The organism is Pseudomonas sp. KBS0710, from assembly GCF_005938045.2.
Classification (GTDB): Bacteria; Pseudomonadota; Gammaproteobacteria; order Pseudomonadales; family Pseudomonadaceae; genus Aquipseudomonas.
Genome location: NZ_VCCF02000001.1, coordinates 4,825,521 through 4,850,879 on the forward strand (window position 1 = coordinate 4,825,521; position 25,359 = coordinate 4,850,879).

Annotated in this window: 21 protein-coding genes; 8 read left to right on the top strand and 13 right to left on the bottom strand. The window is 60.6% G+C overall.

The annotated features are described in order from the left end of the window. Positions 1-14 precede the first annotated feature (14 nt). Positions 15-536, top strand: coding sequence for a ribosome biogenesis factor YjgA (gene yjgA / locus FFI16_RS22135; protein ID WP_017138246.1), 522 nt, complete (start codon positions 15-17; stop codon positions 534-536). Positions 537-581: 45 nt separating this feature from the next. Here the strand turns inward: yjgA and tldD are convergent, their stop codons facing one another. The 8 genes from tldD to mreB all read right to left on the bottom strand — a co-directional run bounded on the left by tldD (position 582) and on the right by mreB (position 11,782). Next, positions 582-2,024, bottom strand: a complete 1,443-nt coding sequence (gene tldD, locus FFI16_RS22140) for a metalloprotease TldD (RefSeq protein ID WP_056859033.1) — start codon at positions 2,022-2,024, stop codon at positions 582-584. Between the two features lie 16 nt (positions 2,025-2,040). Continuing rightward, complete coding sequence (locus FFI16_RS22145; protein ID WP_138816838.1) at positions 2,041-2,889, bottom strand: carbon-nitrogen hydrolase family protein; 849 nt, start codon at positions 2,887-2,889, stop codon at positions 2,041-2,043. A 48-nt stretch (positions 2,890-2,937) separates the two neighbouring features. After that, complete coding sequence (locus FFI16_RS22150; RefSeq protein ID WP_138816839.1) at positions 2,938-6,753, bottom strand: YhdP family protein; 3,816 nt, start codon at positions 6,751-6,753, stop codon at positions 2,938-2,940. Between the two features lie 76 nt (positions 6,754-6,829). Further along, positions 6,830-8,287, bottom strand: a complete 1,458-nt coding sequence (gene rng, locus FFI16_RS22155) for a ribonuclease G (RefSeq protein ID WP_010213134.1) — start codon at positions 8,285-8,287, stop codon at positions 6,830-6,832. Between the two features lie 70 nt (positions 8,288-8,357). Continuing rightward, on the bottom strand, positions 8,358-8,954 hold the full coding sequence (locus FFI16_RS22160; RefSeq protein ID WP_138816840.1) for a nucleoside triphosphate pyrophosphatase: 597 nt from the start codon (positions 8,952-8,954) through the stop codon (positions 8,358-8,360). Positions 8,955-9,005: 51 nt separating this feature from the next. Then, positions 9,006-9,494: a rod shape-determining protein MreD gene (gene mreD, locus FFI16_RS22165; RefSeq protein WP_017138250.1), complete on the bottom strand. Its 489-nt coding sequence runs from the start codon at positions 9,492-9,494 to the stop codon at positions 9,006-9,008. After that, the gene (mreC, locus tag FFI16_RS22170; RefSeq protein ID WP_138816841.1) at positions 9,494-10,606 is read right to left on the bottom strand and encodes a rod shape-determining protein MreC; all 1,113 of its coding nucleotides are present in this window, start codon (positions 10,604-10,606) and stop codon (positions 9,494-9,496) included. The genes mreD and mreC overlap by 1 nt, the downstream gene beginning before the upstream one ends. Positions 10,607-10,744: 138 nt before the next feature. Further along, positions 10,745-11,782 carry a rod shape-determining protein MreB gene (mreB, locus tag FFI16_RS22175; RefSeq protein WP_002555108.1) on the bottom strand — a complete coding sequence of 346 codons (1,038 nt, stop codon included), beginning with the start codon at positions 11,780-11,782 and terminating at the stop codon, positions 10,745-10,747. 210 nt (positions 11,783-11,992) lie between these two features. Here mreB and gatC point away from each other — a divergent pair, with 210 nt between their 5' ends. The 6 genes from gatC (at position 11,993) to FFI16_RS22205 (ending at position 17,215) form a co-directional block, all read left to right on the top strand. Beyond that, positions 11,993-12,280, top strand: coding sequence for an Asp-tRNA(Asn)/Glu-tRNA(Gln) amidotransferase subunit GatC (gene gatC, locus FFI16_RS22180; RefSeq protein WP_003188556.1), 288 nt, complete (start codon positions 11,993-11,995; stop codon positions 12,278-12,280). Between the two features lie 16 nt (positions 12,281-12,296). After that, positions 12,297-13,748 carry an Asp-tRNA(Asn)/Glu-tRNA(Gln) amidotransferase subunit GatA gene (gene gatA / locus FFI16_RS22185; RefSeq protein ID WP_138816842.1) on the top strand — a complete coding sequence of 484 codons (1,452 nt, stop codon included), beginning with the start codon at positions 12,297-12,299 and terminating at the stop codon, positions 13,746-13,748. Positions 13,749-13,758: 10 nt separating this feature from the next. Further along, positions 13,759-15,204: an Asp-tRNA(Asn)/Glu-tRNA(Gln) amidotransferase subunit GatB gene (gatB, locus tag FFI16_RS22190; protein WP_138816843.1), complete on the top strand. Its 1,446-nt coding sequence runs from the start codon at positions 13,759-13,761 to the stop codon at positions 15,202-15,204. A 156-nt stretch (positions 15,205-15,360) separates the two neighbouring features. Next, positions 15,361-15,732: a septal ring lytic transglycosylase RlpA family protein gene (locus tag FFI16_RS22195; RefSeq protein ID WP_138816844.1), complete on the top strand. Its 372-nt coding sequence runs from the start codon at positions 15,361-15,363 to the stop codon at positions 15,730-15,732. Between the two features lie 56 nt (positions 15,733-15,788). Further along, entirely contained in the window at positions 15,789-16,835 is a 1,047-nt protein-coding gene (locus FFI16_RS22200) for a calcium/sodium antiporter (RefSeq protein WP_138817446.1), read from the top strand. After that, positions 16,832-17,215, top strand: a complete 384-nt coding sequence (locus FFI16_RS22205) for a carboxymuconolactone decarboxylase family protein (protein WP_065875108.1) — start codon at positions 16,832-16,834, stop codon at positions 17,213-17,215. The genes FFI16_RS22200 and FFI16_RS22205 overlap by 4 nt, the downstream gene beginning before the upstream one ends. 109 nt (positions 17,216-17,324) lie before the next feature. On the opposite strand, the gene FFI16_RS22210 is transcribed toward FFI16_RS22205, so the two are convergent. The 5 genes from FFI16_RS22210 to kdgD all read right to left on the bottom strand — a co-directional run bounded on the left by FFI16_RS22210 (position 17,325) and on the right by kdgD (position 23,889). Beyond that, positions 17,325-18,266: an AEC family transporter gene (locus FFI16_RS22210; RefSeq protein WP_138816845.1), complete on the bottom strand. Its 942-nt coding sequence runs from the start codon at positions 18,264-18,266 to the stop codon at positions 17,325-17,327. A gap of 186 nt (positions 18,267-18,452) precedes the next feature. Continuing rightward, the gene (gene garD / locus FFI16_RS22215) at positions 18,453-20,006 is read right to left on the bottom strand and encodes a galactarate dehydratase (protein WP_138816846.1); all 1,554 of its coding nucleotides are present in this window, start codon (positions 20,004-20,006) and stop codon (positions 18,453-18,455) included. An 11-nt stretch (positions 20,007-20,017) separates the two neighbouring features. Next, positions 20,018-21,382 (bottom strand): MFS transporter, encoded by a 1,365-nt coding sequence (locus tag FFI16_RS22220; protein ID WP_056859043.1) that lies wholly within the window; start codon positions 21,380-21,382, stop codon positions 20,018-20,020. A gap of 95 nt (positions 21,383-21,477) precedes the next feature. After that, positions 21,478-22,923, bottom strand: coding sequence for an aldehyde dehydrogenase family protein (locus FFI16_RS22225; RefSeq protein WP_110622098.1), 1,446 nt, complete (start codon positions 22,921-22,923; stop codon positions 21,478-21,480). A gap of 54 nt (positions 22,924-22,977) precedes the next feature. Then, positions 22,978-23,889, bottom strand: a complete 912-nt coding sequence (gene kdgD, locus FFI16_RS22230; RefSeq protein ID WP_138816847.1) for a 5-dehydro-4-deoxyglucarate dehydratase — start codon at positions 23,887-23,889, stop codon at positions 22,978-22,980. A gap of 235 nt (positions 23,890-24,124) precedes the next feature. On the opposite strand from kdgD, the gene FFI16_RS22235 reads away from it, so the two are divergent. Continuing rightward, positions 24,125-25,282, top strand: coding sequence for a phospholipase (locus tag FFI16_RS22235; protein WP_138816848.1), 1,158 nt, complete (start codon positions 24,125-24,127; stop codon positions 25,280-25,282). The last annotated feature ends 77 nt before the right edge of the window (positions 25,283-25,359 follow it).

Sequence of the window (25,359 nt, forward strand, 5' to 3'; positions counted from 1 at the left end):
TGCGGACTGCCACCATGGTTGATTCTTACGACGACTCCCTCGATGGGGAGAAAAGCAAAACCCAGGTCAAACGCGAGCTGCATGCGCTGGTTGACCTCGGCGAGCGCCTTACAACGCTCAAGAAAGACTTGATTGCCAAATTGCCACTGACCGACGAAATGCGCCGGGCGCTTGCGGATGCTCCCAAGCACACCGCGAATATCGCGCGTAAACGGCACATCATGTTTATCGGCAAGCTGATGCGCGATCAGGACACTGATGCCATTCTGGCCTTGCTCGATCAAACCGATGCCTCCACTCGCCAGTACAACGAACGCTTCCATAACCTGGAGCGCTGGCGTGACCGCCTGATCTCGGGCGATGACGCGGTGCTGGAGAAATTCGTGCTGGACTACCCGGACGCGGACCGCCAGCAACTGCGCTCCCTGATCCGTCAGGCCCAGCACGAGCAGGCGCATAACAAGGCGCCGGCCACCAGCCGTAAAATCTTCAAATACATCCGTGAGCTGGACGAGACTCAACGCGGCCTGCGTTGATCCTCTTCCCCGGGTGGCGGTCTTCGCCACCCGAAGCTCCGGCCATTACGACCCCGTGCCACCCACGGTGATCGCATCGATTTTCAAGGTTGGCTGACCGACGCCGACCGGCACCGACTGCCCATCCTTACCGCAAGTGCCCACGCCGCTGTCCAGCGACAGGTCATTACCGACCATCGACACCTTGCTCATGGCTTCCGGCCCATTGCCAATCAACGTCGCCCCTTTGACCGGCGCGGTAATCTTGCCGTCTTCGATCAGATACGCTTCGCTGGTGGAGAACACAAACTTGCCACTGGTGATATCGACCTGGCCGCCGCCGAGGTTGGCGCAGTAGATCCCGCGTTTTACCGAAGCGATGATTTCTGCGGGGTCGCTTTCGCCACCGAGCATGTAGGTGTTGGTCATGCGCGGCATCGGCAGGTGCGCGTACGATTCGCGACGGCCGTTGCCGGTACGTGCCACACCCATCAGGCGGGCGTTGAGCTTGTCTTGCATGTAGCCCTTGAGCACGCCGTTTTCAATCAGCGTGGTGCATTCGGTCGGCGTGCCTTCGTCGTCGACACTCAGCGAGCCACGTCGGCCGGCCAGGGTACCGTCATCGACGATGGTGCAGAGCTTGGACGCAACCATTTCGCCCATGCGCCCGCTGTAGGCCGAACTGCCTTTGCGGTTGAAGTCACCTTCCAGGCCATGGCCAACGGCTTCGTGCAGCAGCACGCCGGACCAGCCCGAGCCCAACACCACCGGCAAGGTACCGGCCGGCGCCGGAATGGCTTCCAGGTTGACCAGCGCCTGACGCAGCGCTTCACGTGCATAACCCATGGCGCGGTCGTCAGTGAGGAAATAACGGTAGTCGGTACGCCCGCCACCGCCATGGCCCCCGCGCTCGCGGCGACCGTTCTGTTCAACAATGACGCTCACATTAAAACGCACCAGCGGCCGTACATCCGCCGCCAGCCCGCCGTCCGTAGACGCCACCAGAATGCGTTCCCACACGCCGGCCATACTCACCGTCACTTGCTGAATACGCGGGTCGAGTGCACGCGTGGCGGCGTCGATACGCTTGAGCAAATCGACCTTTTCCGCGCGGCTGATCACTTCCAGCGGGTTATCCGGCGCGTATAACTGGGCCACGTCCTGAGTGCTGAAAGCCTGCACGGTGCCGTTTTGCCCTGCGCGGGAAATCGAGCGCGCCGCACGCGCCGCCAGGCCCAAGGCCTCAAGGGTAATGGCGTTGCTGTAGGCGAAACCGGTCTTTTCACCGGATTGCGCGCGTACGCCCACGCCTTGGTCAAGGTTGAAACTGCCTTCCTTGACGATGCCGTCTTCGAGGGCCCACGACTCGGAAATCTGGCCCTGGAAATACAGGTCGGCCGCGTCGATGCCCGGCCCGGCCAGATCACCGAGCACGGTTTGCAAACTTTCGATGGTCACGCCACCGGGTGCCAGGAGGTGTTCACTGACTGAGGACAACAACTCGCTCATAGGTTTGGCCTTAAATTCATCGTTCTGAAGCAGGCCGCTGCGCGCCCTGCGAGAAAAAGCGCCGATGATTGACCACCGGCATGCGCGCCCGTATCGACGCCTGTTCACTGCTATCGCGTTCGGCCAACAACACCGCTTCGCCTTGATCCTGCTGTGTCAGCACACGCCCCCAAGGGTCGACGATGGCTGCATGGCCAAAGGTTTCACGTGGCCCCGGGTGGATACCGCCTTGAGCGGCGGCCAATAAATAGCACTGGGTTTCGATGGCCCGTGCCCGAATCAGTACATCCCAATGTGCAGCGCCGGTCACCGCCGTAAAAGCCGAAGGTGCGGTAATCAACTCCGCCCCCGCTGCACGCAGTTCGCTGTACAGCTCGGGGAACCGCAGGTCGTAGCACACCGTCAGGCCCAGGCGCCCCACCGGCGTGTCCGCCACCACCACATTGCTGCCGAAAGCATAGTCGTCGGATTCACGATAACGACCTCTGGCATCTGCAACATCGACATCAAACAGGTGCAATTTATCGTAACGGGCGACGATTTCGCCCTGATCATCGATCAATAGCGAGCAAGCGTTGGACTTGGCGTGCGGTTGGTCCTGGGGCGGCAACGGCAAAGTGCCGGCCACTATCCATAAGGTGAGGTCGCGGGCGGTCTGTTTCAACCATGGCAGGATCGGGCCTTCGCCCAAGGCTTCAGCACGACCGATATCGGCCACGTCGCGGCGGCCCATGGCAGCGAAGTTCTCCGGCAGTACCGCAAGCTTCGCCCCGCCCGCTGCCGCTTGCTCCAGCAAGCGCCGGGCCTGGGCCAGGTTGGCAAGCACATCGCTCTGGCTGACCATTTGAATTACCGCAAAGGACATGGGCCGACACTCCGTAATAGGCATGCGGCCATGCTACTCCACAGGCTCTCAGTTTGGCTTTTCAAATGGCTTGTCGAAGGTGATTTTTGGATCCTTCCACGGGCCTTGCACCTTGTATTGCACGCTGGCGAAGCGCGAAACACGGTCACCGATCAGCTTGTCGATCAGGAACAACGCGCCGCCAATGGCGGGCGCGCCGACAATCAGCGCGGCAATCGGCAGGTTGTTGGTGACCGGCAACGTGACCAGCAGCTTGGCGTCGACACGGTCAGCCACCAGGTCCAGGGTGCCATTGAGCTCCAGGTTGGTGGACGGGCCGGTCATGGTGATGGGCTCACGGGTCACGAATACCCCATCACTGGCGGCCAGCAAGCCTTTGACCCGGTCATAACTCAAACCTTTGCCGAGCAGGTCCGAGAAGTCCAGGCGCAACCGGCGACCGATGGAATTGAAGTTGAGCAAACCGAACACCCGCAGGGCCTGGGCGCCACCTTCCACTTCGACAAACTGGCCTTTGCGGAATGATGCATCCAGGCTGCCGGAGAAACGCTTGGGGCCAACCCACGCCGGCGAACCCGGCCACCGACCATCCACATCCAGGTGGAAGTCTTCGCTGGTCACTGTCGGCGCAAAGCCCCAGCCCTTGAGCACATCGGCGATGTTCTTGCCGTCCAGGCGGCCCTTGTACCAGCTGCTGCTGGCCCCCGGCGCGCCTTCCCAACCACCGGCGCCATTAAGCTGCATGCCCTTGAGGCCGAGGTTGAGGTTGTTGAAGGCCAGGCCTTTGGCTGTCGGGCGGATCTTCAGCGACCAGGCGCCCACCAGATCGGGGCCCTGGAACAGCTGATTGATCGCGATATCCAACGCGGGGATGTCCTTGGGGTCGATATCCGCCAACGGGTCCGGTGCGTTTTCGTCGGCCTGCACGGTCGGGTCCACCGCCGGTAGTTTCACGTATTGCAGGTTGATCGCAATCGGCGCGCCCTTGGCGTCCGGCAGGTTTACCGCACCTTTGACCTGCTGGCTGTCGAGCTGCAAGCCCCAGGCAGCAGGTTTGCGATCCAGCTGCAGGTTGGCCTGATCAAGCTGGGTGCCAAACCCGGTCAGCTTGCCCACTTTGAAGTCGGCGCCACTGAGCAATTGCTTGGCGCTGCCGCCTGGGTCGTTACCGGCGTAGCGGTTGGCCAGTTTTTTCCACGGGTCAATGTCCAGTTCCGACAACACACCCCGAATGCGCAACCCTTTGGCCGCCGGCAACACGGCATCGCCATCGCCAAGGAACAACTCCCCGCGCCCGTCATTGAATTTGTCCGGCGGCGAGGCAAAGGTGAAGCTCGCCAACTCGCCATAATCGAACCAGTAACGCCGCTCGGGGCCCTGCAAGGTCATGCGGAACACGCTGTCACGGCCCTGGCTGACGGGCATGCCGAAGGGCGCCGGCAGGTCTACCGCCACGCCTTTCATAGTGGAGCTGACCATCAGTTGGCTGTCGGCGCCGTCCAGTGTGAGCTGCAGCTGGTACGGAATATCACCGGACACCGGCAACGGCTGGCTGATTTTTAACCAATCGGTTAGACGCTTGACCGTAACCTGGCCCTTGGCGGTGACACGGGTACTGATGTTGCCCGGCTTGCCATCGGCAACAATTTGCGCGGTGATCGGCCGATCGAATGCCTGGGCCGAGATGTTCTGGCCGCTCAAGCCCTTGCCGCTGTCGAAGCGGAAATCACCCTTGAGCTGTGTCAGGTCCAAGGTCGGCTCCGCCAATTGCAGACGGGCTTTATCGGTCTTGAAGTCCACCACGATCTTGGGCTCGGTGCCTTTGACCAGCGGAATGTCCAGGTCCAGATTGCCTTGCAGGTCGCCGTCACCCTTCCAACCGGCAAAGGTCGAGCCCGTGCCTATCGGCGCGTCCTGAAGGATCTTCAAACCATCGCCCAGTCCGCCCGCAAACCCACCGGTTATCAACAAGTGGCTGTCTTTACCGGCCGGAGCGTGGGGAATATTGACGTAGACGTCCTTGACCTTGGTGTCGAGCAACTGGCCCTTGCTGGCCAGGATGCGCACGCCGCTCTCCTCGACAAAAACTTCGCCATTGACCTTGCTCACATGCGGCCAACCCGGCTGGAAGGCCAGTTCGGCGTCATGCACCTTGAAGAACAAGCTGATGTTGCGCGCGGCGGGCAGCGCGTCATGGTTGAGCGAACCCTGGTACTGGAAGAACCCTTGGTCCACTGCGCCCTTGAGAATTGCGGTGCGCAACCATTCATCCAGGGACGGGCTCAACACAGCGGGCAAATACTTGGGCGTGAAACGGCCATCGCCATCGACCATACCGACCCGCAGGTCCATGTAGTCTTCCTGGGCATGGTCAAAATGCAGGCGAATCAAGAAGTCGGCAGCCACTTTGCCCTCTTCGCCCAGCACCTTGATGTACGGAGCAATCAGGGTGAAGCCTTCTTTATCCAGCTTCCACGTCAGGCGTGCGTTGGCCTGGATGTACTGCCAGGGCTTGGCGAAGATCGGGTACAGGTGCAGGGAAAAATCCTTGCTGTCCATACGCAACTCGCCTTGGCCTAAATCGCCACTGATGCTCCCGGATACGTTACGTGCGGCTGGCGCACCGAAGTACGCGTCAAAACCGATGCGCTCAAGGTTGGCGGCGAAGCTGACTTTCTTGTCGGTGGTGTCCTGCGGACGAAAATCCACCAACACATTGCGCATCACGCCCGTGGCCTTCAGGTGCTCGATGGTTTTGGCAAAACCTTCCGGCAATGGCGCCAAGGCATTCAGCAACGGGGTAATAGGGGTCAGGTCAAGACGGTCAGCCTGAAGCTTCCAGGTTTCCTGGTCTTTATCGGTCGCCAGGCTTTGTTGCAGTTGCAGGTGTGATTCCCAGCGAGTATCGCCGATGTTCATCGCCAGCGAATCGAACAACACCTTAAGGCCACTGTCACTGCGTTGCAGGTAGGCGGTGAGGGCGAGGTTTTCGATATGTACAGGTTTGCGGTCGGCGTAACTGCCCTTCACTTGTGGTGAGTTAAGGCGCGCTACGGCACTTTGGATCGTGCCCTTGCCCCAATTGAGCCAGAACTCGCCACCGGCTTTGAATTGAGAGAGTTTCCATTGCTGGGTCAGCCTGGCGGGAATCCATTTGGCCCAGTCACTTTGGGGCAGGCTCAGGTAGGCTTCGACTTCGCCCTCCTTCCACGCACTGGCGCGAATACGGCTGCGCAGGCTCAGGGCCAGGGGCTGGCCGTCCGGCAGGGTGAGGCGTGCATCCAGGCGTTGGCGGGTGTTGCCGGTATGCAGGCTCAGTCCCACGTAGGTCAGGGTCAACGGCGCCTGGTCGAACGGCTGCAACGTCACCTGGCTGTCGAGCAACGACACGCGCTTGACCATCTGCATGCGCGTGAGCAACTGCTGTGGGTCCAGCGGCTGGTCGTCCTGCACCGGCAAACCTTGCAGCGCCCAGTGGCCGTCCTGGTCTTCCTTGACACTCAACTGCAGGCCGCTGACTTCGAGGTGGGCGATACGCACTTCGCGGGCCATCAGGCTGGCCCAGACATCCGGCACCACTTCAACCTGATCCAGGCGCAGAGCGCTGTTGCCCTCGCCGACCATCACGTCGTGGGCCATCAATATAGGCGCGAAACCGCTCCAGCGCCCTTCAAGGCTGCCGATGTGCAGGGGCATCTCCACCGCAGCTTGCGCCTTGGCTTCAACTTCGGCGCGGTACTCCGCCACCAGTGGGACCAACTCACGACCCAGGCTCACGTACACCGCCGCCAATACCAGCAGCAAGGCGCACAGGCCCAGGCCCCAACGGGTCAAGGCGGCAAAAAAGCGTGTCAGACGCTCCATGTCAGGCGACCCTCAAGGCAGTTAGCGGACGGCAGATCAATGCCTGCCGGTCTCGAATAAAGAAAGCGATTGGGGATCAGAGCAGCACCACGTCGTATTGTTCCTGGGAATACATGGTTTCGACCTGGAAACGAATGGTGCGCCCGATAAAACCCTCCAGCTCAGCGACGTTACCGGACTCTTCATCCAGCAATCGGTCGACCACTTTCTGGTTGGCAAGCACTCTATAACCTTCCGCCTGGTAGGCACGTGCCTCCCGTAAGATTTCGCGGAAAATCTCGTAGCAAACCGTTTCCGGGGTCTTCAGCTTGCCGCGTCCCTGGCAACTGCTGCACGGCTCGCACAGCACTTGCTCAAGGCTTTCGCGGGTACGTTTGCGGGTCATTTGCACCAGGCCAAGCTCGGTGATCCCGATAATATTGGTCTTGGCGTGGTCGCGCTCCAGCTGTTTCTCCAGGGTGCGCAGTACCTGGCGCTGGTGCTCTTCATCTTCCATGTCGATGAAGTCGATAATGATGATGCCGCCCAGGTTGCGCAGGCGCAGCTGGCGAGCAATGGCAGTGGCCGCTTCGAGGTTGGTCTTGAAGATGGTTTCTTCGAGATTGCGATGGCCCACGAACGCGCCGGTGTTGACGTCGATGGTGGTCATGGCTTCGGCCGGGTCCACCACCAGATAGCCGCCGGACTTGAGCGGCACTTTGCGCTCCAGGGCCTTCTGGATTTCATCCTCGACGCCATACAGGTCGAAAATCGGCCGCTCGCCAGGGTAATGCTCCAAACGGTCGGCGATTTCCGGCATCAGCTCGGCCACGAATTGCGTAGTGCGCTGGAAGGTTTCCCGCGAGTCGATGCGAATTTTCTCGATCTTCGGGCTGACCAGGTCACGCAAGGTACGCAACGCCAGGCCGAGGTCTTCATAGATGACGCTCGGCGCACCAATGGTTTTGATCTGTGCGCCGATCTGGTCCCAGAGCCTGCGCAGGTAGCGGATGTCCATGAGGATTTCGTCAGCACCGGCGCCTTCAGCGGCGGTGCGCAGGATAAACCCGCCGGCTTCCTTGATGCCTTCGGCCGCCACGCAGTCGCTGACCACCTTTTTCAGGCGCTCGCGCTCGGCTTCGTCTTCGATCTTGAGGGAAATACCCACATGCGCGGTGCGCGGCATGTACACCAGATAGCGCGACGGAATCGACAGTTGCGTGGTCAGCCGCGCGCCTTTGGAACCGATGGGGTCCTTGGTGACTTGTACCACCAGGCTCTGCCCTTCGTGCACCAGGGCGCTGATGCTTTCCACCGCCGGGCCTTCACGCAGGGAGATTTCCGAGGCATGGATAAACGCAGCGCGGTCCAGGCCGATGTCGACGAATGCCGCCTGCATGCCCGGCAATACACGCACCACCTTGCCTTTATAGATATTGCCGACGATCCCGCGCTTCTGGGTGCGCTCGACGTGCACTTCTTGCAGAACACCGTTTTCTACCACCGCCACGCGCGATTCCATCGGCGTGATATTGATCAGAATCTCTTCACTCATGGCTGGGTCTCGTTCAGGCGTTTTCACAATAGTGACCGATCGCTTAAGGCTGGGCGCTGGAAGACGGCCTTCAGCGCGCGGTAAGGTGTTGCCAACAGGGTATGCCGAATTGGCTGAGCAGTTGCGCGGTTTCGCACACCGGCAGGCCGACCACAGCGGAATAGCTGCCATTGAGCCCGGCGACAAACACCGAACCCAGGCCCTGGATAGCATAGCCGCCCGCCTTGTCCGCAGGTTCGCCACTGTGCCAGTAGGTTGTAGCTTCCTCGACAGAAATACCGCGAAAACGAACACGGCTGCTTACACATCGAGTTTCGCAGCGCTGGCCGTCGGTAAGGGCTATCGCGGTGAGCACTTCATGCTCACGGCCGGAGAGCGCCATCAGCATCGCCAGGGCATCGGCCTGGTCCACGGGCTTGCCCAGGATCTGGCCATCCACGATCACCGCCGTATCGGCACCCAGCACACAGGCGCCCGAGGTGTGAGCAAGCGCAGCAAAACCCGCCGTGGCCTTGCCGCGCGCAAGGCGCTCGACGTAGGCAACGGCGGGTTCATTGGTAAGAGGGGTTTCATCAATGGCGGCGCTGACCACGGTGAAAGGCACACCGATCTGCGTCAGCAGTTCACGCCGCCTCGGGGAGCCCGAGGCCAGGTAAAGCGAATTCATTGCAGACTCTCCCTGTAGGGTTCGATAACCAGGCAGAGCCTCGCAATCCATTCAATTGATTTTATAGCGACGACGTAACCCACGCAGACCGAAACTGACCCAGGGCCACAGCAGCGCGCTGACCAACGCCGGCAACACCAGTGCCAAAGTCGGTTGGCGGTTGCCGGTCAAGGCACTGAGCCACAACTGTACCAACTGCGCCAGGCCGAAGATCACCAGGATCACCAGGCATTGTTGCCACATCGGGAACATGCGCAAACGCTGCTGCAACGACAGCACCAAAAAGGTAATCAGCGTGAGGATCAATGCGTTCTGACCCAGCAAGGTGCCATAGAGCACGTCTTCCGCCAAGCCCAGGCACATCGCTGTGACCATCCCGACTTTATGCGGCAGGGTCAGCGACCAGAAAGCCAGCAGCAACGCCAGCCAGAGCGGTCGCAGGATCTCCATGAATTGCGGCAGTGGCGAAACGCTGAGCAGCAAACCGATGGCGAAGGTCAGCCAGACGATCCAGCCATTACGCGAATGAGTACCGGCCATTATTCCTCCCTCTGCCGCGTGGTTGCCGGGGCTGCGGTCGCTGGCCGAGCGGCTGGCGTGGCGGCTGGCGTTGACGCAGGCGGTTTGGCTGCGGCGGGTTTAGCCGGGCGGGCGTTGTGGGCCGCCGGTTTGACGGGCGCCGCCACCGGCGCTGCCGGAGTTGCCACCGGCGCCGGCGGCCCAACAAATGCAGGCTTGGGCACCGTGGCAGGAACGATCGGCGCTGTGCCGTTTTGCTTGTCTTCCGCTTCCTGGGCTTGGGCGGCGTCGTTGGCGCGCTCTTCCGGGGTGCGGTTGTCGCTGAATACCAGCAACAGGTAGCGGCTGCGGTTCAAGGCGGCGGTTGGCACGGCGCGAACGATGGCGAACGGCTGGCCGGAATCGTGGATCACTTCCTTGACCGTCGCCACCGGGTAACCCGCCGGGAAGCGCTGGCCCAAACCGGAGCTGACCAGCAGGTCGCCTTCCTTGATATCGGCGGTATCGGCTACATGCCGCAATTCCAGGCGTTCCGGGTTACCGGTGCCGCTGGCAATCGCGCGCAGACCGTTACGGTTAACCTGTACCGGAATGCTATGGGTGGTGTCCGTCAGCAACAATACCCGCGAGGTGTAGGGCATAAGCTCCACCACCTGGCCCATCAGGCCACGGGCATCGAGCACTGGCTGGCCCAGCACCACACCGTCGCGCTCACCTTTGTTGATGATGATGCGGTGGGTAAAGGGGTTTGGGTCCATGCCGATCAACTCGGCCACTTCGACCTTCTCGTTGACCAGTGCCGAAGAGTTGAGCAACTCGCGCAGCCGAACGTTCTGCTCGGTGAGGGCCGCGAGCTTTTGCATGCGCCCCTGCAACAGCAGGTTTTCAGTTTTGAGTTTTTCGTTCTCGGCGACCAGTTCAGTGCGGCTGCCGAATTGGCTGGCCACGCCCTGGTAGAGACGTTGCGGCAGGTCGGTGATCCAGTAAGTCTGCATCAACACCAGCGACATCTGGCTGCGCACGGGCTTGAGCAGTGCAAAGCGGGCATCGACCACCATCAGCGCGACCGAAAGCACGACCAGCACCAATAAGCGCACGCCCAATGAGGGGCCTTTGGCGAAAAGCGGTTTAATAAGCCGCTCCTCCCAGGCAAATGTTCTCTTTATTCATACGGCATCAAACCGGCCTGGATGCAGATTGAAGAAGATAAACGCCAACAGGCAGCACTGCAAAGTGCTGCCTGCGAGCGAAGCATGGTGCAACCAACGATCTTATTCGCTGGAGAGCAGGTCCATGGTGTGTTTATCCATCATTTCCAGTGCACGACCACCGCCACGGGCAACGCAGGTCAGCGGGTCTTCGGCGACGATCACCGGCAGGCCGGTTTCCTGGGCCAGCAGCTTGTCGAGGTCGCGCAGCAAGGCGCCACCACCGGTCAGCACCAGGCCACGCTCGGCGATATCGGAAGCCAGTTCCGGCGGCGATTGCTCCAGGGCGCTTTTCACAGCCTGAACGATGGTGGCCAGGGACTCTTGCAGAGCTTCCAGCACTTCATTGGAGTTCAGGGTGAAGGCACGTGGAACGCCTTCGGCCAGGTTGCGACCGCGAACATCCACTTCGCGAACTTCGCCGCCCGGGTAAGCGGTGCCGATTTCCTGCTTGATGCGCTCAGCGGTAGATTCGCCGATCAGGCTGCCGTAGTTACGACGCACATACGTGATGATCGCTTCGTCGAAACGGTCGCCGCCTACACGCACGGATTCGGCATACACCACACCGTTCAGGGAAATGAGGGCGATCTCGGTAGTACCACCACCGATATCCACCACCATCGAACCGCGCGCTTCCTCAACCGGCAGGCCGGCGCCGATTGCGGCAGCCATAGGCTCTTCGATCAGGAACACTTCGCGAGCACCGGCGCCAAGGGCCGATTCACGGATGGCACGACGCTCCACCTGGGTGGACTTGCACGGAACGCAGATCAGCACACGTGGGCTGGGCTGCAGAAAACTGTTTTCGTGAACTTTGTTGATGAAGTACTGCAGCATCTTTTCGCAGACGCTGAAGTCGGCGATCACGCCGTCTTTCATCGGACGAATGGCAGCAATATTGCCTGGTGTACGGCCGAGCATGCGCTTGGCCTCGGTGCCGACGGCAACGACACTTTTCTGATTACCATGGGTCCGAATGGCCACAACCGATGGCTCATTCAGAACGATACCGCGCTCGCGCACGTAAATAAGGGTGTTGGCAGTGCCCAGGTCAATGGAAAGATCGCTGGAAAACATGCCACGCAGTTTCTTGAACATGGGGAAAGGACCCTAGGCAACGCGTGGGTAAAAAAGTGCGGCAAACTCTAACAACGACAGGGATTTTGGGCAAGGCGCCAATGTGCTAAATTGGCCGACTTTCTGTGCACCAACCCCCACAATCGCGGCCTTATGACCGTAGAAATGCGGTAGTGTTCCGACAATCTAACACACGGATGCCCTCCGTTCTGTTTTCCACTGGAGAAACCCATGGCGCTTGAACGCTCCGACGTGGAAAAAATCGCGCATCTGGCCTCGCTTGGCCTGAATGACGCCGATCTTCCACAGACCACCGCAGCCCTGAACAGCATTCTCGGGCTGGTCGACCAAATGCAGGCCGTGAATACTGACGGCATCGAGCCCCTGGCTCACCCGCTGGAAGCCAGCCAGCGCCTGCGCGCAGACGTTGTGACCGAGCGAAATAATCGCGAGGCCTACCAGTCCATCGCGCCAGCGGTCGAAAACGGCCTGTACCTGGTTCCGAAAGTCATCGACTAAAGGGAAAGAGCCTTTCATGCATCACATGACTCTGGCCGAGATCGCCCGCGGTCTCGCCGACAAAAAGTTTTCTTCCGAAGAGCTGACCCAGACCCTGCTGGCGCGTATCGCCGCGCTGGACCCCAAGGTCAACAGCTTTATCAGCCTCACCGAGGAGCTGGCCCTGAGCCAGGCCAAGGCCGCCGACGTACGTCGCGCCAACGGTGAAAACGGCGCACTGCTGGGCGCCCCGATCGCCCACAAAGACCTGTTCTGCACCCAAGGCATTCGCACCAGCTGCGGCTCGAAGATGCTCGACAACTTCAAAGCACCCTACGACGCCACCGTGGTGTCCAAGCTGGCTGCCGCCGGGGCCGTGACCCTGGGCAAGACCAACATGGACGAATTCGCCATGGGTTCGGCCAACGAGTCGAGCTACTACGGCGCGGTCAAAAACCCGTGGAACCTGGAGCACGTGCCCGGCGGTTCCTCCGGCGGCTCGGCTGCTGCTGTTGCCGCGCGTTTCCTGCCGGCGGCCACTGCCACCGATACCGGCGGCTCGATCCGCCAGCCCGCCGCGTTCACCAACCTCACCGGTTTGAAGCCGACCTACGGTCGCGTTTCCCGTTGGGGCATGATCGCCTACGCCTCCAGCCTCGATCAGGGCGGCCCGCTGGCACGCACTGCGGAAGACTGCGCAATATTGTTACAAGGTATGGCCGGGTTCGATAAACAGGACTCCACCAGCATCGATGAGCCGGTGCCGGACTACAGCGCCAGCCTTAATACCTCGCTTAAAGGCCTGCGTATCGGCGTGCCGAAAGAGTATTTCAGCGCCGGCCTCGACCCGCGTATCGCCGAACTGGTGCACAACAGCATCAAAGAGCTGGAAAAGCTCGGCGCCGTGATCAAGCAAATCAGCCTGCCGAACAACCAGCACGCGATTCCTGCGTACTACGTGATCGCGCCGGCAGAAGCCTCCTCGAACCTGTCGCGTTTCGACGGCGTGCGTTTCGGCTATCGCTGCGAAAACCCGAAAGACCTTACCGACCTGTACAAACGCTCCCGTGGCGAAGGCTTCGGCGCCGAAGTACAACGCCGGATCATGGTCGGTGCCTACGCACTGTCCGCCGGCTACTACGACGCGTACTACCTCAAGGCGCAAAAAATCCGTCGCCTGATCAAGAACGACTTCATGGCTGCCTTTGAAGAGGTCGACGTGATCCTCGGCCCGACCACGCCAAACCCGGCCTGGAAGATCGGCGCCAAGACCGGCGACCCGATCGCCGAGTACCTGGAAGACCTCTACACCATCACCGCCAACCTCGCGGGCTTGCCGGGCTTGTCCATGCCCGCAGGTTTCGTCGATGGCCTGCCGGTCGGCGTGCAGTTGCTCGCCCCGTATTTCCAGGAGGGCCGCCTGCTCAATGTGGCGCACCAGTACCAGTTGAACACCGACTGGCACACTCGCACCCCTACCGGCTTCTGAGGAGAACACTATGCAATGGGAAGTTGTGATCGGGCTGGAGATTCATACCCAGCTCGCCACCCAATCGAAGATTTTCTCCGGTAGCGCCACCACGTTCGGCTCCGAGCCCAACACCCAGGCCAGCCTGGTTGACCTGGGCATGCCCGGCGTACTGCCGGTGCTGAACGAGGAAGCGGTGCGCATGGCGGTGATGTTCGGCCTGGCGATTGACGCCGAGATCGGCCAGCACAACGTGTTCGCGCGCAAAAACTACTTCTACCCGGACCTGCCCAAGGGCTACCAGATCAGCCAGATGGAATTGCCGATCGTCGGCAAGGGCTACCTGGACATCCCGCTGGAAGACGGCACCATCAAGCGTGTTGGCGTGATCCGTGCACACCTGGAAGAAGATGCCGGCAAGAGCCTGCATGAAGAATTCAACGGCACCACCGGCATCGACCTGAACCGTGCCGGCACGCCACTGCTGGAGATCGTCTCCGAGCCGGACATGCGCAGCGCCAAGGAAGCCGTGGCTTACGTCAAGACCATCCACGCGCTGGTGCGTTACCTGGGTATCTGCGACGGCAACATGGCCGAAGGCTCGCTGCGTTGCGACTGCAACGTATCGGTGCGGCCAAAAGGCCAGGCCGAGTACGGCACTCGCTGCGAGATCAAGAACGTCAACTCGTTCCGTTTCATCGAGAAGGCGATCAACACCGAAGTGCGTCGCCAGATCGAATTGATCGAAGACGGCGGCAAGGTGATCCAGCAAACGCGCCTGTACGACCCGAACAAAGACGAAACCCGCGCCATGCGCAGCAAAGAGGAAGCCAACGACTACCGTTACTTCCCCGACCCGGACTTGTTGCCGGTGATCATTGAGGACTCGTTCCTTAATGACGTGCGTGCCACCCTGCCGGAACTGCCGCCGCAAAAACGCGAGCGCTTCCAGGCACAGTTCGGCCTGTCGGTCTACGATGCCAGCGTATTGGCCTCCAGCCGTGAACAAGCCAACTACTTCGAAAAAGTCGTGAGCATCGCCGGCGACGCCAAGCTGGCGGCCAACTGGGTAATGGTTGAGCTGGGCAGCCTGTTGAACAAACAGGGCCTGGAGATCGACGAAGCGCCGGTGACCGCCGAGCAGTTGGGCGGCATGCTGCTGCGCATCAAAGACAACACCATCTCCGGCAAAATCGCCAAGACCGTGTTTGAAGCGATGGCCGCAGGCGAAGGTAGCGCCGACGACATCATCGAGAAGCGTGGCCTCAAGCAAGTCACCGACAGCGGTGCTATTTCGGCTGTGCTCGATGAAATGCTCGCCGCCAATGCTGAGCAAGTTGAACAATACCGCGCGGCAGACGAAGCCAAACGCGGCAAGATGTTCGGCTTCTTTGTCGGCCAGGCGATGAAAGCCTCCAAAGGCAAAGCCAACCCGCAACAGGTGAACGAACTGCTCAAAAGCAAGCTCGAAGGCTGACAGCGGTGAATGGTCGGAGTGGGATTACATAGACACCTCGACCTCATGTGGGAGCTGGCTTGCCTGCGATAGCATCACCTCGGTGCAACTGAAACACCGAGGTGCCTGCATCGCAGGCAAGCCAGCTCCCACATTCAAATTAGGGGTTTGCTCAACATGAAGCGTCTACTCGGCCTCCTGGCCCTGTTCTCTCTACTGGCCGGTTGCGCCAGCGGCCTCATCGACCCCAACGGCTACGACGAAACCGGCACCGCCTCCTATTACGGCGCCAAGCACCATGGCAATAGAACCGCCAGCGGTGAACTCTTCAACCAGAACGCCCTGACCGCCGCCCATCGGCGCTTGCCCTTCGGCACACGGGTCAAGGTGACCAATCTCGACAACAACCGATCTGTAGTGCTGCGCATCAATGATCGCGGCCCGCACACCCGTGGCCGTCTGATCGATGTTTCGCGCAAAGCGGCTGAGCAACTCGGTATGCTGGGCAGCGGCACCGCACGGGTTCGCGTGCAAGCGCTGAGCAACTGACAGGAGCCTTGGCCATTTCCGTACTCACCGCCCTCTCGCCCTTCAGCCTGCTCGAATTGGTCAGCGGCCTGCTGCTGCTGATTCTTGGCGCGGAAATCCTGGTGCGCGCCGCCGTGCGCCTGGCGGCCAGCCTCAAGGTGCGGCCGCTGATCATCGGCTTGAGCATCGTCGCCTTCGGCAGCAGCGCGCCGCAGATGACCGTCAGCCTGCAAGCCACCCTCGCCGGCAACACCGACATCGCCGTGGGCAGCGTGATCGGCAGCAGCATTTTCAACATCCTCGTCACCCTAGGCCTGTCTGCGTTGATCATCCCGCTGCGGGTATCGCGACAGCTGGTGCGCCTGGACATCCCGGTGATGATTTGCGCCGCGCTGCTGGTGTTTACCCTCTCGGTCAATGAAGAGCTGACGCCCTTTGACGGGCTGGTACTGCTCGCGGCGCTGGTGGCCTACCTGGGTGTGTTGCATTACCAGACCCGCCATTCCCGGCGCCCGCGCACGCTGGACACCGTGGCCAGGGCGCCGTGGTTGAGCAGCGTGTTGCTGATGCTCGGCGGGCTACTGATTCTGGTGCTGGCCGGGCACTTGCTGCTGGGCGCGGCGGTGGACGTGGCAAGTGACCTGGGCCTGTCCGAGCGCATCGTTGGCCTGACCTTGATCGGCGTCGGCACTTCGTTGCCGTGCCTGGCCACTTCGTTGATTGCCGCCCTGCGCGGCGAGCGCGAGATTGCCGTGGGCAATGTGATCGGCAGTAGCCTGTTCAACCTGCTCGGCGTACTGGGGTTTACCGCGCTGGTGGCGCCGTCACCGCTGTCGGTATCGCCCAACGCCCTCGATTTCGACTTGCCGGTGATGCTCGGCGTGGTGGTGCTGTGCCTGCCGGTGTTCTACACAGGTTATCGAGTCACCCGCGCCGAAGGCCTGGTATTGCTGGGCCTGTACCTGGTGTACGCCCTGCATGTGGTGTCGTTCACGTTCGGCATGCCCCTGGCCACCCGGCTGGAAAAACTGATGCTGTATTACGTCCTGCCGGCGCTGGTGGCGTTTCTGCTACTTAGCACGCTGCGAGCCTGGCGCCGCCAACACAAGAGGGAAGCGCAATGACCGATCAGAAAAAGCCCGGGGTTGAGATGCGTCGCCAGGTGATGGGCGACGTGTTCGTCGATCGCGCCCTGGGCAACGCCACCGAGTTCACCCAGCCGCTGCAGGATTTTGTCAACGAACATGCCTGGGGCAGCGTGTGGAATCGCGAGGGTCTGCCCTTGAAGACCCGCAGCCTGATCACCCTGGCCGCCCTGACTGCACTCAAGTGCCCGCAGGAACTCAAGGGCCACGTGCGCGGCGCGCTGAATAATGGCTGCACGGTGGAAGAGATTCGCGAAGCGCTGCTGCATTGCGCGGTGTACGCCGGTGTACCGGCGGCGATTGATGCGTTCAGGGCGGCGCAGGAAGTGATTGAGGCGTATCAGGCAGATAAGCAGTGACTGTCAGATAGCTTTCGCAGGCAAGCCAGCTCCCACATTTGAACGGTGAACACATTCAAAATGTGGGAGCTGGCTTGCCTGCGATTGGCCCTCAAGCACAACAAAAACCTTAGATCCAACCACCCGCCTGCAACACAAAAATCCCGATATTGGTGGTCACCGCCGCCATCAACGTGGTGATCACAATAATCGCCGCCGCCAATTCATGGTTGCCCTCGGCCGCCCTGGCCATGACAAAACTCGCGGCCGCCGTCGGCGCGCCGAAATACAAAAACAAAATCCCCAATTCAGGCCCGCGAAAGCCCAGCAGCCACGCGCCCAGCGTCGCGAATACCGGTAACCCAATCATCTTCACCAGGCTGGCACTCAAGGCCATGCTGCCGCTTTTGCGCAAGGCTGCCAATGACAAGGTGCCGCCAATGCAGATCAGTGCCAGCGGCAGGGTCATGTCCGCCAGGTACTGCCCGGACGACTCCAGCCACCCCGGCAAACCGAGCTTGAAGATCGCGAATGGCGCGGCGACGATCACACTGATGATCAGCGGGTTGGCTATCACGCTTTTGAAGATACTCCACGGGTCGGACTTGATCACCGGGCTGTACACCGCCAGCACAATGGTCGACAGCGTGTTGTAAAACAGAATCACCAGCGCCGCGAGGATGGCGCCAAGGGAGATGCCGTAGTCGCCGTACATGCTGGCCGCCAGCGCCAGGCCGATCACCCCGTTGTTGCCGCGAAACGCACCTTGGGCATAGATGCCACGATCTTCACGCGGGCAGCGAAAGATCGCCCAGCCCCAGGCCAGGGCAAAGCTCAGCAGCGTGGCGACGGCAAAGTAGATCAGCAAACCGGGCTTGAGCGCCGAATGCAGGTCGGCGTGGAGGATGCCGAGAAACAGCAGCGCCGGCATGGTGACGTTGAACACCAGGGACGACGCAACGTGGATGAAGTTGTCGTTGATCCAGTTGATGCGCTTGAGCAGCACCCCCAGAAACAGCATGGCAAACACCGGCGCGGTGATGGTCAGGGTGGTGAGGAAGATAGCCAGCATGCCGGGGAGAACCTTGGTGGGTGTCGTCAGGTGGCTAATGATAAGCCATGCAGCCCGGTTCGTCTGGGCAACCCCGAGCAAATGTGGGAGCTGGCTTGCCTGCGATGGCGCAGTGTCAGTCGATGCATTCGTTACTGATACACCGCCATCGCAGGCAAGCCAGCTCCCACAGAGTCCGTGCTGGTCTCAGGTAATGGGCGCAGGGTTGAACAGGGTGATGTCGTTATGCAGCTTATGCCGCTCCGCCCACGTCTGCTTTTTGCCGCTGGCCACATCCAGGTAGAAGTGGAACAACTCCCAGCCCAACTCCTCGATGCTCGCGCGCCCGGTGGCAATGCGCCCGGCGTCGATGTCGATCAAATCCGGCCAGCGCTGCGCCAGTTCCGTACGCGTCGACACCTTCACCACCGGCGCCATCGCCAGCCCATAGGGCGTACCACGCCCAGTGGTGAACACATGCAGGTTCATGCCGGCCGCCAGTTGCAGCGTGCCACACACAAAGTCGCTGGCCGGCGTGGCGCAAAAGATCAGGCCCTTGCCCTTGAACCGTTCGCCCGGGCCGAGCACACCATTGATCGCGCTGCTGCCGGATTTGACGATGGAGCCCAGGGACTTCTCAACAATATTCGACAACCCGCCCTTCTTGTTTCCCGGCGTGGTGTTGGCACTGCGATCCGCCTCGCCCTTGGCCAGGTAACGGTCGTACCAGTCCATTTCCCTGACAAGTTCCTGGGCTACTTCCTTAGTCTCGGCACGTGACGTCAGCAGGTAGATGGCATCGCGTACTTCGGTGACTTCGGAAAACATCACCGTCGCCCCGGCCCGCAACAGCAAGTCCGAGGCATAGCCCAACGCCGGGTTGGCGGTGATGCCGGAAAACGCATCACTGCCGCCGCATTGCATGCCCAGGATCAGCTCGGACGCCGGCACGGTTTCCCGGCGACGCTGGTCGAGTTTCTTCAAGCGGGTTTCGGCCAGCGCCATGATCTGTTCGATCATTTCGGTAAACCCGTGGCTGGAGTCCTGCAAGCGGTACAGCCAAGGCTCACTGAGGTCGACGGAACTGTCGTTGTCGTGCATCACCTGCCCGGCCTGCAGCTTTTCGCAGCCCAGGCTGATCACCAGCGCTTCGCCGCCCAGGTTCGGGTTGCGTGCCAGGTTGCGCACGGTACGGATCGGGATGTAGGCGTCGGTCGCGGTGATGGCCACGCCACAGCCGTAGCTGTGAGTCAGCGCCACCACGTCGTCAACGTGCGGATATTTGGGCAGCAACTCGTCCTTGATGCGCTTGACCGCATGGTCCAGCACACCGGTGACGCACTGCACCGTGGTGGTGATACCCAGGATATTGCGCGTGCCGACGGTGCCGTCAGCGTTGCGGTAACCCTCAAACGTGAAGCCTTCCAGCGGCGCCTGAGTTGCAGGCACCTCGGTGGACAGCGGCAAGCTGTCCAGCGGTGGCGCAGTGGGCATGCGCAACTGGTCTTCCTGCACCCAACTGCCGCGCGGAATCGGCGCCAGCGCGTAGCCGATGGTCTGCCCGTAGCGAATAATCTCACCGCCTTCGGGGATATCTTCCAGGGTCACCTTGTGGCTCTGCGGGATGAAATCCACGGTGACCAGGCCGTCCGGAAACTCGGTGCCGGCCGGCACGCCCTGGTCGTTCACCACGATCACCACATTGTCGCGCGCGTGCAAACGGATCGAGCGCGGCGAGTCGGCATGTTCAATCAACTGCATTACATCGCCCCTCAGGAGTGCGCTTGGGTAAGGTTAGTCAGTTCCGGGCCTTTGCTTGGCGGCTCTTTGAGCACCACGCGCTTGATCGGGCCGACAATCACCAAATAGCTGAACACCGCCAGCAGCGCGTTGGCGCCGACGAACACCAAGGCCCATTTGAACGAGCCGGTGGTGGCGATGATGTAACCAATCACAATCGGCGTGCTGATGGACGCCAGGTTGCCGAACATATTGAACAAGCCGCCACTGAGCCCGGCGATTTGTTTCGGTGAGGTGTCGGACACCACCGCCCAACCCAGTGCGCCAACGCCTTTACCGAAGAAGGCCAGGGCCATGAAACCCACCACCATCCATTCAACGTCAACGTAGTTACACGCGATGATGCTGCTGGAAACCAACAAGCCGGCAATGATCGGCGCCTTGCGCGCGAAAGTCAGCGAATGGCCTTTGCGCAGCAGGTAGTCTGAAATCACGCCGCCGAGTACGCCGCCGATAAAGCCGCAGATCGCCGGCAACGAGGCAATGAAACCCGCCTTGAGGATGGTCATACCACGCTCTTGAACCAGGTACACCGGGAACCAGGTCAGGAAGAAATAGGTGATGCCATTGATGCAGTACTGGCCCAGGTACACGCCGAGCATCATGCGGTTGGTGAGCAGTTGGCGGATGTAATCCCACTTCGGCCCGTCGGTTTTCTGGCCTTTGGTTTTGTCCTGATCCATGTCGACCATCGCACCGTTGGCCGCGATATGGTTGAACTCAGCTTCGTTGATCATCGGATGCTGGCGCGGGCTGTGGATAAGTTTGAGCCAGATCAGCGAGAACAGGATGCCGATGCCACCCATCACAATAAACACGTGCTGCCAGCCGAAGGTGTAGACGATCCAGCCCATCAGCGGTGCAAACAGCACCGTGGCGAAGTACTGCGCCGAGTTGAAGATCGCCGACGCTGTGCCGCGTTCAGCCGTAGGAAACCACGCTGCCACAATACGGGCGTTTCCGGGAAACGAAGGCGCCTCAGCCAGGCCCACCAAAAAGCGCAGCATAAACAGCGCCACAATCGCGGTGGAAACCCCGAACTCACCCACATAGCCTTGCAGCACGGTGAACAGCGACCAGGTGAAAATGCTCAGCGCATAGATTTTTTTCGAGCCGAACCGGTCCAGCAACCAGCCACCGGGAATTTGCCCGGCCACGTAGGCCCAACCGAATGCGGAGAAGATATAACCGAGGGTGACCGCGTCAATGCCGAGGTCTTTTTGCAGGCTGGAGCCGGCGATGGCGATAGTGGCTCGGTCGGCATAGTTGATCGTGGTCACCAGGAACAGCATGAGCAGGATCAAATAGCGGACGTGAGTCGGCTTGGTCGCTTGCATGAAGAAGTACTCCCACTAATTATTTTTTTTGCGGGTAATCAATTCTGTTTTAAGTGTAGGAGCCAGCAGGCAACTGGCTCCTACCGGGGCGTTTCCTACGACCCGATGTAGCTGGTTTTCACCACTGTGTAGAACTCTTGCGCATAACGACCTTGCTCACGCGAACCATAGGACGAGCCCTTACGGCCACCGAACGGCACGTGATAATCCACACCCGCGGTTGGCAGGTTGACCATCACCATCCCGGCCTGGGAGTGGCGCTTGAAGTGGTTGGCATACTTGAGCGAGGTGGTGGCGATGCCCGCCGACAGGCCGAACTCGGTGTCATTGGCCATCGCCAGCGCCGCCTCGTAATCCGCGACGCGCACCACGTTGGCCACCGGGCCGAAGATCTCTTCACGGCTGATACGCATGGCGGCTTCGCTGTCGGCAAACAGCGTCGGCGCCAGGTAGTAGCCTTCGGTGTCACAGGTCACCAGACCGCCACCGCTGACCAGCCGCGCGCCTTCGCTTTGGCCGATGTCGATGTACTTCAAGTCCTGATCCAGCTGCGCCTGGGAGACCACCGGGCCAATGTCAGTGCCGCTTTTGAGCGCGTGGCCGACTTTGATCGACTTCATGCGCTCGGCCATGGCCGCGACGAACTGGTCGTGGATACCGGCAGTGACGATCAAACGGCTGGAGGCCGTGCAACGCTGGCCGGTGGAGTAGAACGCGCTCTGTACCGACAGCTCGACGGCCTGCTTGAGGTCGGCGTCATCGAGGATGATCTGCGGGTTTTTACCGCCCATTTCCAACTGCACTTTGGCCTGACGCGACACGCAGCTGACGGCGATCTGGCGACCCACGCCAACCGAACCAGTAAAGCTGATGCCGTCGACTTTAGGGCTGTTGACCAGCACATCGCCAACCACACGGCCGCTGCCCATCACCAGGTTGAACACACCGGCCGGGAAACCGGCGCGGGAGATTATTTCGGCCAAGGCCCATGCGCAACCCGGCACCAGTTCGGCCGGTTTGATCACCACACAGTTACCGTAGGCCAGGGCCGGGGCGATTTTCCACGCGGGGATGGCAATCGGGAAGTTCCACGGCGTGATCAGGCCGACCACACCGAGGGCTTCACGGGTGACTTCCACATTGACGCCCGGGCGCACCGAAGGCACGTAATCGCCAGACAGGCGCAGGCATTCGCCGGCGAAGAATTTAAAGATGTTACCGGCACGGGTCACTTCGCCGATGGCTTCGGGCAGGGTCTTGCCCTCTTCACGGGCCAGCAAGGTGCCGAGTTCTTCGCGGCGGGCAAGGATTTCGCTGCCGACTTTATCCAGTGCGTCGTGGCGCGCCTGGATGCCGGACGTCGACCAGGCCGGGAACGCGGCGCGGGCGGCATCGATCGCAGCGTTGACTTGGGCTACATCGGCCTTGGCGTATTCGCCAATGACATCGGACAACTCCGACGGGTTGATGTTGTTGCAGTAGTCGGCACCGGCCACCCACTCGCCGTTGATGTAGTTTTCAAAACGTTTGGCTTGGGACACACATTCTCTCCTGACGCAAAAGGCCGCTGATTGCTCAGCGGCCTTGTGGATAAGTTACTGCGGACCTTGCTTGTCGATCAGCGCGGCCAGGGCTTCGTATTCTTCCGGCAGCAGGTCGGTCAGCGGCGTGCGCACCGGGCCTGCGTCGTAACCAACGATCTTGGCGCCAGCCTTGACGATGCTCACCGCATAACCGGCCTTACGGTTGCGGATATCGAGGTAAGGCAGGAAGAAGTTGTCGATGATCTTGGCGACGGTGGCGTGATCGTCCTGGGCAATCGCGTGGTAGAAGTCCATCGCGGTTTTCGGGATGAAGTTGAACACCGCCGAGGAGTACACCGGCACGCCCAGGGCCTTGTAGGCAGCGGCGTAAACCTCTGCAGTCGGCAGGCCGCCGAGGTAGCTGAAACGGTCACCGAGACGGCGGCGGATCGACACCATCAGCTCGATATCGCCCAGGCCGTCTTTGTAGCCAATCAGGTTCGGACAGCGTTCGGCCAGGCGTTCGAGCAAAGGCGCAGTCAGGCGGCAAACGTTGCGGTTGTAGACCACTACACCGATTTTGACCGACTTGCACACAGCCTCAACGTGGGCGGCGACGCCGTCCTGGCTGGCTTCGGTAAGGTAGTGCGGCAACAGCAGCAAGCCTTTGGCGCCAAGACGCTCGGCTTCCTGCGCATATTCGATGGCCTGACGGGTCGAACCGCCGACACCGGCCAGAATCGGCACGCTGGTGGCGCAGGTATCAACAGCCGTCTTCACCACTTGGGAATATTCGCTGGCGGCCAGGGAGAAAAACTCACCGGTGCCGCCGGCGGCGAATAAGGCGGTGGCGCCATAAGGGGCCAGCCATTCCAGACGCTTGATGTAGCCCGCCTGGTGGAAGTCACCCTGGGCATTGAAATCGGTTACCGGAAAAGACAGCAGACCGTGGGAGAGGATGGACTTCAGTTCTTGTGGATTCATTATTCGAACACCCTGGATGAAGACTTTCTGTCGAAAGGTTGTTGTTGGTTTTGATGATGTCGTACGTCATCGTACAACTATAAAATGATTCGTCAACTGCAATTCATCGGGCCTCATTCGTAGGCGCGTGTTTAAACGCAGCTCCTTGACGTAGGAAATTATTCCTCTATGCTCCGAGCTACTGTATATGCATACAGTATTACGGAAGATTCCTACGACATAGCAAGGAGCTAACATGTCAGGTCTTGAACTCGCAGCACCCGAAAAAACCCCACCCACCCTACGTTTTGAAGGCGGTGAACACACGGCCATCGGCGATGGCACCCTGCTGCGTTTCGTCAAGGACGCCCCGGCGATTCCTGCGCGACAAGTGGAACTGCACCTGCCCAACGGCCTGGCGCTGACCTACGGCCAAGTGATCGCCCTGGGCGGCGACTTCTATGGCATTCCCGGCCAGGCCATCAGCGACGGCGCCTCCCCGGCCGAGCGTGTGCAACGCTTTACCGCCGCCTTCAACTCGCTGGCGGTGCTACCGGCCTCGCGTGAAGAAGCCGGGAAAATCCTCGCGGTCATGCAAAAGGAGATCAACGCGGTCAACCAGGCGATCCGCGATGGCAAACAGCCCCATGAAGCCTATGACGCGCTGGGTGATACGTTGTCCGAGGAATGGAACCGCATCACCGGCGGCGGCAGTGCGGTTTCGGCGCTGATTCCACTGGGGCGTTACTTGAAGCTGGCAGCCGACAACGCCGACCACTTTGGCGAATGGGCGCTGTCGGCGTACCTGGCCGGCCATACGGCAGCGCTGCAACAGGCGGTCATCGCGCACCAGACCGCCACCGACCAGGCGCTGGAACTGGCGTATGCGATGAACAGCTTTGCCGATCATTTTTTGACCGATCTGTTTTCTGCCGGCCACCTGCGCGTGCCACGCAAGCAATTGGCGGCGGTGGTCACTCCGGGAGAGTTGGGTTCACTGATCAGCCGCTTCATGCACGACGAAGACAGCAAGTTCGGGCTCAAGGTACGCAATGCCAAGGGTGACCAATGGCATGCCTATGGGGACAAGCGCTACTTCGATGCTATCGACGCGGACAATCGGGCCATGGTCAAACGTGCGGTACAGGCCTCGGCCGATGAGATCTTCGAGACCTTTATCAGCGGTGTCGCGCCCTCCCCGGCCACCTTCAAGGCGCCGCTGTATGTGCCGGACCTGAATGCTGCGCAGAACCCGGCAAACAATTTTTCGCCGCTGTTCAAGATGGAGGGTGACAAGGTACTGCGCCGCAAGGACGTGAATGACCTGAACGACAAGCACTGGACCAATGATTGGTGGGGCTGGAGTACTTATCTGCTGCTCAAGGACTATAAGCCCAACCAGCCGGCCAATTAAGTAAACACAAAACTCCAGGCCAAGGAGGCCAAAATGTGGGAGCGGGCTTGCTCGCGAAGGCGTTTTTTCAGTTGATG